Source organism: Chitinophaga sp., from assembly GCF_035761305.1.
Classification (GTDB): Bacteria; Bacteroidota; Bacteroidia; order Chitinophagales; family Chitinophagaceae; genus Chitinophaga.
This window is the reverse complement of the sequence record NZ_DASTRI010000157.1, coordinates 1-10,819: the sequence shown is the minus strand read 5'-3', so window position 1 is coordinate 10,819 and position 10,819 is coordinate 1. Positions and strand designations below refer to the sequence as shown.

Genomic DNA, 10,819 nt, shown 5'->3' with positions numbered 1-10,819 from the left:
TGTGGAATGATATTATTCCTGATAACTACCTATGGAATGTAAACTTAATTCCTGACCTATGCCTTGGAATGAAAGCTCCTCAACATCAATGAGGGGCTTTTTTATTGTCTTCCAGCTCCGCTATGGGGTGAGCGTGCTGCTGCAGCAGATCAATGGCTGTTTCACATTGTTTTTCAATTTCTGTGAGGCAGGCTTCCAGCAGCTCCAGGTTACCCTCCAGGTATTTGGTTTTACCCGAGCGCGACAAGCCTTTTACCAGTATAAACTGTTTGGTGAGATTTTGACGGATAAGGGCTGCATGCTGCCTTTGCTTTTGCAGGTTAAGCCGCTGCTCCATTATCATTATATGATTATAGTGCCGGCCCAGCACCCTTATAATAAATAATATATACAGGGCGGTAATAACCGGCGTTGCCCCATACAGGTTTTCAATGGAATACCCCGGTGCTGCAAAAGATATTACGTGATGCACCTTTATATAGGCAGCCAGTCCCAGGTAGCCGCACAGCAGGCTGCCCATTATTAAGGTAGTGGGCAGGGTGGTGGTAAGGTAGCAGAACAGGATGCTGAGTATCCATACTGTGCCATAGCAAAGGGTTATATCCTGGTTATTCAGGAAAGAGGACAGCATGGCGAAAACCAGGGTGGTAAAGGAAGCTACTGCGCCGGTGGCGGGGGTAGATACCCGCTTTTTCAACATGCTCATACACAGCAGGCACATAGCCAGGAAAAAGGGATAAAGCAGCAGCTGCTGCATATTCTGGAAGTACAGGGTAAAAAATACTTCCGGTACTATCAACAAAATGTGAAAGAAAAGATAATCGAATATGAGTTTAATATTATAGTGTTCCCGGCTGTCAGGTGTTTTCCTTAATGCCTCGCCGATTACAGCTTTTTCAGCTGCTGCATAGAGTTTTCCGGGTATTGCCCACCTATATTTGGCTTTGGGTGCCATAAAAACTTTAATTCAAGAGGCAAATTATCATATTAAAATAGCATAGCTGTTAAACGTTTGTGTGAATTGTATGAAAGATAAAAGGCGTAAGGATATAAAAAAGCCCCGGGGCAACCAGGCCCCGGGGCTACACAAAATCCACTAATCCATTAATCCTCAACACTTAAGCAACTGATATTGACTTACTCCTGGGCTGTGCTTCTTCTTTTTTAGGCAGCTGCAGGTTTAAAACGCCGTTTTCGTATTTAGCCTGGATCTTTTCAGCGTCTACGCTTTCATCCAGGGTGAAAGAACGTTTAAAAGAACGGAAGCCGAATTCGCGGCGGATCTGTTTCTGGTCGTCACGCTTCTGTTCAGCCTTCTTTTCCGCGCTGATGCTCAGCACATTATTCTCCAGGCTAATTTTAAAGTCTTCTTTAGACCAGCCAGGTGCTAATATGTCCAGCGCATAAGCTTCTTTGCTTTCGCTGATGTTCACCGGGGGATAGGTACCGAAGAAGTCGCTGGTCAGGAAATCATCTTTCCATAATTTGGCGGTGTTGTTAAATACTTCGTCAACAAGGCCACCGAAGGTTCTGTGTGCAGGGTGATGATTGAATTTTACGAGTGTCATAGCTTATAAAGTTTTAATTTTTTTTGGTTTAACCATTTTGTTGTTGTGCAACATTGGGGTATAATCAAATGGAGTACCATGCCATAAAAAGGGTTATTTTGCCAGCTGTCACTACGTTGACAATGACATATTGGCTGTTTTGGTAACGATAGTATGTCAATAAGTCTTTTTTGAATGATTTTTAAAAAGTGAGCTTATATAATTAACTTTGTGGGCAATCAGTTTTAAACTTTAAAACCAGAAAAAATTATAACAATATGTATCCCGCGGAATTAGTACTGCCCATGAAGGCAGAGTTAACAGATAACGGCTTTGAGGAACTGCTGACACCCGAAGCAGTAGATGATGTTTTAAAGAAAGAGGGTACTACCCTGGTCATGATCAACTCCGTATGCGGCTGCTCAGCCGGCAGCGCCCGTCCGGGGGTTTTAATGGCCGTAGCCCACAGCGAAAAAAAACCAGACCGTTTGACAACCAGCTTTGCAGGCTTTGATATGGCTGCTGTACAGCAGCTGCGCTCACACCTGTTGCCTTATCCGCCTTCTTCTCCTTCCATCGCATTGTTTAAGAATGGCGAACTGGTACATTTCATTGAGCGTCATATGATTGAAGGCCGTCCGGCCCAAATGATCGCAGCCAACCTGGTAGATGCTTTTGAACAGTACTGCTAAAAAATTCCTCCTTGCTTAACAGGGGGAATTTGGAAATTGCGATTTTTCCAACTTACTTTGGTGGTTTGATTTTCCTTTTGACTAATTCGGCTTTGTTCATAGGAAAATTCAGATCACCAAATTTTTTTTTGCTGCTATGTATCCTAATCTATATTACGCATTTAAGGACCTGTTTGGCGTTGAACTCCCTTTCCTGAAAATCTTCCAGACTTTTGGTTTTTTTGTAGCCGTTGCTTTCCTGGCAGCTGCATACGTACTAACCATTGAGCTGAGAAGAAGAGAAAAGCTGGGTTGGCTGCATGGAATACCGGAAGTAATAGAGGTAGGAAAACCAGCCAGCAGCGCGGAGCTGATATGGAACGGGGTACTGGGTTTTCTGCTTGGTTTTAAACTGATAGGCGCTATACTGGCCCGTGAAGCCGTTGCGCAGAACCTGCAGGGGTTCCTGTTCTCGGCCCAGGGTAGCTGGCCGGCCGGTATATTACTGGCAGCCGTGCTGGTTTGGTTAAAATATAACAGCCGGAAAAAGAAAACTTTACCCACGCCCAAAAAAGAAACCATTATGGTAATGCCGCACCAGCGTGTGCCGGATTTTACAGTAATGGCGGCAATAGCGGGGTTAATAGGCGCTAAAATATTCCATAACCTGGAGAACTGGAATGATTTTGTGCAGGACCCCGTTGGCTCCCTCATCTCTTTCAGCGGGCTTACCTTTTACGGCGGGCTTATTGTTGCGGCTATTGTTATAATAAGATATGCCACTAAAAAGCAAATCAATACTTTTCATTTGATAGACAGCGCCGCACCTGCGCTGATGCTTGCCTACGGAGTAGGCCGTATGGGCTGCCACTTTGCCGGCGATGGCGACTGGGGCATTGTAAACACGCATCCCAACCCGTTTTCCTGGCTGCCAAACTGGGCCTGGGCATTTAACTACCCGCACAATGTAATAAATGAAGGTATTCCCATTCCCGGCTGCGACGGGCGCTACTGCCGCATGCTGGAATTGCCCGTATATCCCACACCGTTATATGAGATTATAGCCTGCCTGCTGCTGTTTGTGATACTGTGGAGTATTCGTAAAAAAATAAAAACGCCAGGTGTAATATTTGGTATTTACCTGGTGATGAATGGTGTTGAAAGGTTCTTTATTGAAAAAATAAGGGTAAATACCCGGTATGATATTTTTGGCTTCCATCCCACACAGGCAGAGATTATTTCTACCCTGATGGTTATCGGGGGCGCATTATTTATCTGGTACAGCCGCCGCAGAGCCTATTCCGCAAAACCTACCGCCTGATTATTATGGTTCATCATGTAGCCCTGGCGCCATTATCGCACGAGCACCAGCGTTTATTATTTGTATGCAGCTATCTGAAAGCAGATGCTGCCGCCCATGAAGGGGTTCCGTTAGAAACAGCGGACAAGCTGGCCTATATAGTAAAAGTGTTCCAGGAAGTAATGGTGCCGCATATTCAAAAAGAAGAATACCTGTTTGAGATATGCGCGGGAAAAAACGCTGCGCTGGACGCCCTTATACAGGAGCTGCTGGTGGAGCACCAGCAGATTTCGCGTATGTACAGCGCACTTACCGAGCAAACAAACCTGGAAACAGCTATGGACCAGCTGGCGCGCAGCCTGGAAGCACATATCCAAAAGGAGGAGCAGGTATTTTTTGAGCAGCTGCAGCAAAACCAGTCGGCCCTGCTGGACAGCATCTGCTGGGAAAATCAGTAGGTGGGTTGAATTGCCGGACTTCAAGCGGAAATGCTTAATACCGATACTGTATATTGAACGCGGGGCGTTCAATGCCGGCGCCTGCTGCCCGTGTTTGGCCTGCACCCGGCAACACTAACAGCCAATAACAATACCCGGTAGCTGCGCCGTGCACCGGTTTCACCGCCTTTTTTTCACAAACTTATCTACACACCGCCATTTACCGGCTAAAAACCTCATTTTACCTAAAAAGCTTTGCCCTGACCCTTTAGCCAGGGTACCTTTAACGTGTTATTAGTACAATAGTGTAGCATAGGAACTAATCTGTAACAAATTCAAGCATCAATCGTCATGTAAATTGTTTCCTTTACTTTTTTTACCAATCGTCCCCATTTAGTGACCGTTTGTGTAATACTATGTACTGTGCAATGCATAATACCTACCTTTACACTGTAGTTGTTAAAGAAAGGTTCTATAGTTGATCTAAAAACCGTTAATGATTAAAAGTTTATAAATCTAAATCCGCCTTATATGAAACATTTAATTGCGCTGTTAACCTTGAGTAGCATCATCAGCAGCGCTTCCCTGAAACCAGCTTTCGCTCAATCATCCAGCCCCGCAAAAATTACCGGCCAGGTAACGCAGGCCGGCAACAAGCCCATGGAGTTTGCCACAGTTACCTTATTAAAGGCAAAAGACTCCTCCCTGGTAAAAGGGGCCATAGCGGATGTAAGCGGCCGCTATGAATTTGAGAATATTAAACAAGGCCGGTACCTGGTAGCTGCCTATTATATAGGCATGACCAAAGCGTATAGCCAGCCGTTTGAAGTAAACGGAAAGCCGGTAGCACTGGCGTCCCTGGCCCTGACCGCAGATACCCGGAACCTGAAAGAGGTGAACGTAACCGCCAGAAAGCCTTTTATAGAGCAGCACGCCGATAAAATGATCGTGAATGTGGAAAACAGCATTGTAGCTTCCGGCGGTACTGCCATGGAGGTGCTGGAAAAAGCGCCCGGTATTAACGTTGATAAAGATGATAACATTTCCCTGAAAGGAAAGAACGGGGTAATTATTATGATAGATGGTAAGCCCACTAATATGAGTTCCCAGGAGGTTGCCCAGATGCTGAAAAACATGCCAAGCAATAATATTGAGCAGATAGAGCTCATTGCCAATCCTTCCGCCAAATACGATGCAGCGGGCAACGCCGGGATCATTAATATTAAGCTGAAAAAGAACCGCAGTTACGGTACTAACGGTAGTGTGAACCTGGGCGCTGCACAGGGCCGCACTACCAAGTACAGCGGCGGTTTAAACCTGAACCATCGCGCAGCCAAGGTAAACCTGTTTGGCTCTTATAACTACAACCACCGCGCTAACGACCAGCGCCTGGGCCTGTACCGCTCCGGCACCAACAACGGTGAGTTTAATGTGTTTGACCAGCAGAATCTTATGAAGAATAAGTCGGACTACCACGCTGTTAAAGCCGGTGTAGACTACTTTGTAAGCAAAAACCACACGGTAGGGGTAATGGTAGATGCCTCTTTTAATAACTGGAGCAGCCCGGGTACAGCTACAACACTTATTGGCAACGGGCAGCGGGTTGACTCTACCCTGATTACCAATACCCAAAATGGTTCCAGGTGGGACCGCTGGGCCTATAACCTGAACTATAAAGGTGTGCTGGACACCAGTGGTAAAGAGCTGAATGTAGATGTGGACTATGCGCGCAATACGCAGGACCAGCATGCCAACATCTTTGCCTCTACTTTTGAAGGGAATAACAAAGGCTACCTGCGCGGCGACACTTCCCGCAACCTGCAGCCGTCTACCATTGACATTAAAACCATCAAGGCCGACTATACAAATCCTTTTAAGAACGGGGCCAAACTGGAAGCCGGTTTTAAAGTAAGCTTCGTGGAATCTGATAACGACGCCCGCTTTGACTCCCTGCGGAATAAAACATGGGTGTATGACGCCAACCGTTCTAACCACTTTATATATAAGGAGAACATTAACGCCGCTTACGTTAACTTTAACAAGCAATTCAAAAAGCTGGGGGTGCAGGTAGGCCTGCGTGGTGAACAAACCCATGTAAAGGGCACTTCCATTACCCTGAACACGATAAATGATACCACTTATTTTAACCTGTTTCCCAGTATAGCGTTAAGTTATGCCGCCAGTAAGAACCACCAGCTGGGTATTTCCTACAGTCGCCGCATACAGCGCCCCAGCTACGAAGATCTGAACCCGTTTGAATATTACCTGGACCGTTATACCAAGGCAGCCGGCAACCCGTACCTGCGGCCGCAGTATTCCAACAACTTCGAGATCACGCATACCTTTAAGCAGTTCCTGATCACCTCTGTGGGCTACAGCCATACAAAGGACATGATCACGCAGATACTGGAAGCCGACCGTGATGTTGTTACCGGTGATACTATTGTAATGAAGTATAAGTATCTGAACGTAGCCAAGTCAGATAACTTTAACCTCAATATATCCATGCCGCTACCCATTACCAAATGGTGGTTCAGCTTCACTAACCTGTCGGCCAATTACAGCAAGTACCAGACAGTGGTAAATAATAACCTGGTAAACCTGGATGCTGCGGGGTTCTTTGGCCGCACGCAGCACACCTTTACGCTGCCCAAAGGGTTCAGCACAGAGGTAGTGTTCTTTTACGTGTCGCCGCAGATTTCCCAGGAAGGGTTGTTTAAAATGAAAGCCATGTATGCGCTGGACTGGGGTATTTCCAAACAGGTGCTGCAAAAGAAAGGTACTATTAAGCTGAATGTGAGCGACATTTTCAATAACCAGCGCTTCCGCGGCACATTTGATAACGCCGGTCACTACACGGCTGTAACCGCCAAATGGGAAAGCCAGCAGGTACGCCTGAATTTCACCTACCGTTTTGGCAATACCAATGTAAAAGCCGCCCGTAACCGTAAAACCGGGCTGGAAGATGAACAGAGCCGTGTAAAAGGAGGAGGCAACTGATCAGTTGGCAGTTAGTAGCAGGTAACAGGCAATTGCCGCCATTAAAACCTGTTAAATAGTTGAGAATCAATAGTGGTCTTCATCCGACCCCAAAAATCCTCTCAATTGTTAGCTGCCCGTTACTACTGCCAACTGGTTTTTAGGTATATATAAGGATGGAAGAAGCGCGGCCCTGTAGGCCGCGTTTCTATTTTTTCCGCGATTTTTTCCGATGGGCATGCAACCCTTTTCTTACCTCATCGTCTTTATAATGCAAAGATTAACCAACAACTTGAATCCAACGCCTGTAACAGACCAGCTGGTAGCCCGATGTAAAAAGGGTGACGTACGTGCTTTCAAGGAGCTGTACGACGCTTACTCCGCCGCCATGTACAACATCTGTCTTAGAATGACAGGGAATGCAACAGACGCGGAAGATATTCTGCAGGAGGCCTTTATGCAGGTATTCGGGAACATTGGCAAGCTGGAGCAGGTGGGCAGCGCAACTGCCTGGATAAAGCGGATTGTGGTAAATCATTGCCTGAGCTATTTACGCCGTAAAAAGGTATACTTTGAAGAGGTAGACCAGGTAGAAGTACAGGAGGAGCCGGCAGTAGACGAAGCAGGTTTCGCCGGAACGGTAAACGCTGTAAAAGAGGCTATTGCAGCATTGCCGGTAGGGTATAAGACTGTACTGAACCTGTACCTGTTTGAAGAATACTCTCACCGGGAAATTGCCGGCATGCTGGATATATCGGAATCTACCGTGAAAACCCAGTACATGCGGGCAAAAGAGAAAGTGAGGCAGCTGGTTAGCCAGAAAATATGAAGTAGCGGTTATGAAGTAAGCGGTACAAAGCAGAGGTTGATCTTACGTTTTGCGCAGTACTGCTGGTTTCAAAAAATCCAAAAGAAGCATGTCAGAACACAATTTAGAGGATTTTATCCGGCAGCACAGGGCCGGATTTGAGGAGCAGGGGCCGGGCGCCCATGTGTGGAAAAGCCTGGAGCGGCAGCTGAAAGCGCAGCATTCGCCATCACCAAAAGTGGTGCAGATGTTTAAGCGCCACTGGATAAAAGCGGCTGTTGTGCTGGTGCTGGTGGTGAATAGTGTAATGATATACCAGTTCCTTCAATTCAAAAAGCAGCAGCAAGACCTGGGCGCCATATCTCCCGAACTGCAGGAAGCCAAGCAGTATTATACCACCCAGATAGAACAAAAGCTGGAAGATATACACCGGTACTCCGCAGCGGAGCTTGGCCTGGACAGTGCTGCGCGTAAGGAGCTGGAGCTGCGTAACGATACTTACCGGATGCTGGAAAAAGAGCTGCAGGCTAATCCCGGTAATGAACGCATCCGCTCTGCCATGATCCGCTATTACCAGATGAAGCTGGACCTACTGGATAAAATACTCGAAGAACTGCGGGAAAAACAGCCTGCAACCAAAACATTCAAACAACATGAACGTGAAATCTAAAATTCTACTCTTTCTTTTACTTCCGTTATGGGCCTGCGCGCACCAGGGCGACATTGAATTCAAGCGCACGGTAGCTAAAGAATTTACAGTGAACAGCAATGCTAAGATGGAAGTGCGCAATAAGTACGGAAAGATCATTGTTCATACCTGGCCGAAGAACCAGATAAAAGCAACGGTTATTATTACCGGTTATGGAAAAAGCACTTCAGAAGCACAGGATATTGCCAACAGTGTTGACATACAAACCGATGCAAATGCCAGCTCAGTAAGCCTGCAAACCAGCTACAATCCCGGTAAAGGCGGTAAATGGTTTTCCTGGGGCGACAAAAAAGACTCTAAAGATTATGTGAATATCGACTACGAGCTGTATGTGCCGCAAAGCCTGGACATGCTTGCACTGGAAAATAATTTCGGTGATGTGATCACCGACGAGCTTCCCTTTAATGCCAAAATGCGCCTGAACTATTGTTTTTACGCCATACGGGAAGCAGCCAAATCGCTGGAAATGGATATGAACTATTGCAGCAAGGGCCGTATAGACAAAGCGGCCGACCTGCAGATCAGGGCGAATTATTCCGACATCCGCTGTGATGCAGCTGACAAGCTGGAAACCAAATCCAATTATTCAGATTATGCATTGGGCAGCCTGGGCAGCCTGGTGGTAAAAGCCAATTACAGTGATTACAAGATACGGCAGGTAGGCAGCATAGACGCGGTTTCCAACTACAGCGACTTTAATATTTCCAACCTGAAGGAAAGCGTGAACCTGCGCCAGGTGTATGGTGATGTAAAGGTAAAATATGTAGACAGCGGTTTTAAGGGAGGGGATATGCAGCTTACCTACAGCGACGCTGAATTCATATTTGCACCCAGGGTAGCGCTGCGGCTTTCCGTTAATTTAAACTATGGAGATCTGGGTACAGGCAACCTGCCGGTAAAAAATGTAACCTCTGTTAAAAAGAATACCAGTTTATCATATAGCGCTACAACCGCCAGTGGTAACGAGCAATCGCCTATGTTCACTGTTAACGGATCGCAAAGTGATGTGAACTTTAAGGAGCAGTAACATAAACGCCTATACGGCCATTCTAAAACTTTATAATAAAACAAAACATTCACTGATCTAAAAAATCCATCGTCATGAAAAAAAATAGTTGGCTCCTGGGCATTCCGTTGCTGGCCGCAGTGCTGGTATTATCTTCCTTTGCAATGCAGGAGCATGAGCGCATAAAAGGGAATGGTGATGTAAAGCAGGAAAAACGTAATGCTACTGCTTTCAGAGATATAGGTACCTCCGGTGAGTTTAAGGTTTATATACAGCAGGGCAATACGCATGCTATATCCGTAGAAGCGGAAAGTAACCTGCTGCCTTATATAGAAACAGAAATTGACGGGCATGAGCTGGAGATCAAGGTGAAAAAAGGCTACCAGCTAAAGCCTACCCGGCCAATAAATGTATATGTAACCATGGAGCAGGTAAACGAGCTTGCAGCCAGCGGCTCGGGTGGCTTTTACAGCAAGGGCAGGCTGAAAACAAGCAGCCTGGAACTGTCTGTCAGCGGTTCGGCAGATGCAGACCTGGATGTAGATGCGCAAAGTATGAAGGTTGCGGTATCAGGCGCCAGCAATGTAAAGCTGAAAGGCAGCGCAGCGCAGGCTCACTACAGCGTTTCCGGCAAGGCAGATATAGCTGCATTTGATTTGCAGTCAGATGATGTACGCATTGGTATTTCAGGCAGCGCCAACGCTAATGTAAATGCGCAGAAAAAATTAGAAGTAGGCGTTTCCGGTATGGGAAATGTAAAGTATAAAGGCAATCCTTCTATCTCCCAATCTGTTTCCGGAATGGGCCGGATCTCGAAGGAAGGCTAAGCTTGCTAAACCCAGGCCGGTATCTACTGGTAAGGTAGTTGGATAACAAGTTTAATATTTAACGGTTATTCCCGTCCCACCCTGGGGCGGGAATTTTTTTTATATTTGCCGGAATGAATGATTAAAGCATTTTAGTTATGCCATCCTTTGATATTGTTAGCAAAATAGACGTTCAGACACTGGATAATGCCATTAATACTGTTAAGAAGGAAATCACCAACCGGTTTGATTTTAAGGACTCCCATGTTGGCATTGAGCTGAATAAAAAAGACCTGGTGCTGAACCTGGAGGTAGAGAGTGATATGAAGCTGAACCAGGTAATAGAAGTACTGATAAGCCGTACCATGCGGCAAGGCCTGGATGCGGCTATTTATGACCAGAGCAAGGAGCCTTATCAGAGCGGTAAGGTGCTTAAAAAGGAAATACCGGTCCGCAACGGCATTAAGCAGGACGATGCCAAGAAGATCGTAAAAATGATCAAGGATTCGGGCTTAAAGGTACAGGCCGCCATTATGGATGATATTATACGGGTAAC

Annotated in this window: 11 protein-coding genes; 9 read left to right on the top strand and 2 right to left on the bottom strand. The window is 46.2% G+C overall.

Features of this window, described 5'->3' with window-relative positions; genetic code table 11:
• Positions 1-85 precede the first annotated feature (85 nt).
• Both VFS25_RS13790 and VFS25_RS13785 read right to left on the bottom strand, forming a co-directional pair.
• Entirely contained in the window at positions 86-802 is a 717-nt protein-coding gene (locus tag VFS25_RS13790; protein ID WP_326462738.1) for a hypothetical protein, read from the bottom strand.
• A gap of 316 nt (positions 803-1,118) precedes the next feature.
• Positions 1,119-1,568, bottom strand: coding sequence for an Hsp20/alpha crystallin family protein (locus tag VFS25_RS13785; protein WP_326462737.1), 450 nt, complete (start codon positions 1,566-1,568; stop codon positions 1,119-1,121).
• Positions 1,569-1,825: 257 nt separating this feature from the next.
• Between VFS25_RS13785 and VFS25_RS13780 the strand changes: the two genes are divergently transcribed.
• The 9 genes from VFS25_RS13780 to VFS25_RS13740 all read left to right on the top strand — a co-directional run.
• Complete coding sequence (locus tag VFS25_RS13780; RefSeq protein WP_326462736.1) at positions 1,826-2,239, top strand: BrxA/BrxB family bacilliredoxin; 414 nt, start codon at positions 1,826-1,828, stop codon at positions 2,237-2,239.
• 136 nt (positions 2,240-2,375) lie between these two features.
• Positions 2,376-3,539, top strand: coding sequence for a prolipoprotein diacylglyceryl transferase (locus VFS25_RS13775; RefSeq protein ID WP_326462735.1), 1,164 nt, complete (start codon positions 2,376-2,378; stop codon positions 3,537-3,539).
• Positions 3,540-3,544: 5 nt separating this feature from the next.
• On the top strand, positions 3,545-3,976 hold the full coding sequence (locus VFS25_RS13770) for a hemerythrin domain-containing protein (protein WP_326462734.1): 432 nt from the start codon (positions 3,545-3,547) through the stop codon (positions 3,974-3,976).
• A gap of 510 nt (positions 3,977-4,486) precedes the next feature.
• Positions 4,487-6,955: a TonB-dependent receptor gene (locus VFS25_RS13765; protein WP_326462733.1), complete on the top strand. Its 2,469-nt coding sequence runs from the start codon at positions 4,487-4,489 to the stop codon at positions 6,953-6,955.
• Between the two features lie 271 nt (positions 6,956-7,226).
• On the top strand, positions 7,227-7,763 hold the full coding sequence (locus VFS25_RS13760) for an RNA polymerase sigma factor (RefSeq protein ID WP_326462732.1): 537 nt from the start codon (positions 7,227-7,229) through the stop codon (positions 7,761-7,763).
• A gap of 88 nt (positions 7,764-7,851) precedes the next feature.
• Complete coding sequence (locus VFS25_RS13755) at positions 7,852-8,412, top strand: hypothetical protein (RefSeq protein WP_326462731.1); 561 nt, start codon at positions 7,852-7,854, stop codon at positions 8,410-8,412.
• Positions 8,402-9,478 carry a hypothetical protein gene (locus tag VFS25_RS13750; protein ID WP_326462730.1) on the top strand — a complete coding sequence of 359 codons (1,077 nt, stop codon included), beginning with the start codon at positions 8,402-8,404 and terminating at the stop codon, positions 9,476-9,478. The genes VFS25_RS13755 and VFS25_RS13750 overlap by 11 nt, the downstream gene beginning before the upstream one ends.
• A 74-nt stretch (positions 9,479-9,552) precedes the next feature.
• Positions 9,553-10,284, top strand: coding sequence for a head GIN domain-containing protein (locus VFS25_RS13745; RefSeq protein WP_326462729.1), 732 nt, complete (start codon positions 9,553-9,555; stop codon positions 10,282-10,284).
• Between the two features lie 137 nt (positions 10,285-10,421).
• The coding region (locus VFS25_RS13740) for a DUF520 family protein (RefSeq protein WP_326462728.1) at positions 10,422-10,819 on the top strand (398 nt) is incomplete at its 3' end.

Excerpts from the sequence above, each read along its gene's own strand:
- VFS25_RS13765 (WP_326462733.1), top strand. The coding sequence starts at position 4,487 with ATGAAACATTTAATTGCGCTGTTAACCTTGAGTAGCATCATCAGCAGC.
- VFS25_RS13755 (WP_326462731.1), top strand. The coding sequence starts at position 7,852 with ATGTCAGAACACAATTTAGAGGATTTTATCCGGCAGCACAGGGCCGGA.
- VFS25_RS13770 (WP_326462734.1), top strand. The coding sequence starts at position 3,545 with ATGGTTCATCATGTAGCCCTGGCGCCATTATCGCACGAGCACCAGCGT.
- VFS25_RS13780 (WP_326462736.1), top strand. The coding sequence starts at position 1,826 with ATGTATCCCGCGGAATTAGTACTGCCCATGAAGGCAGAGTTAACAGAT.
- VFS25_RS13775 (WP_326462735.1), top strand. The coding sequence starts at position 2,376 with ATGTATCCTAATCTATATTACGCATTTAAGGACCTGTTTGGCGTTGAA.
- VFS25_RS13785 (WP_326462737.1), bottom strand. The coding sequence starts at position 1,568 with ATGACACTCGTAAAATTCAATCATCACCCTGCACACAGAACCTTCGGT.
- VFS25_RS13745 (WP_326462729.1), top strand. The coding sequence starts at position 9,553 with ATGAAAAAAAATAGTTGGCTCCTGGGCATTCCGTTGCTGGCCGCAGTG.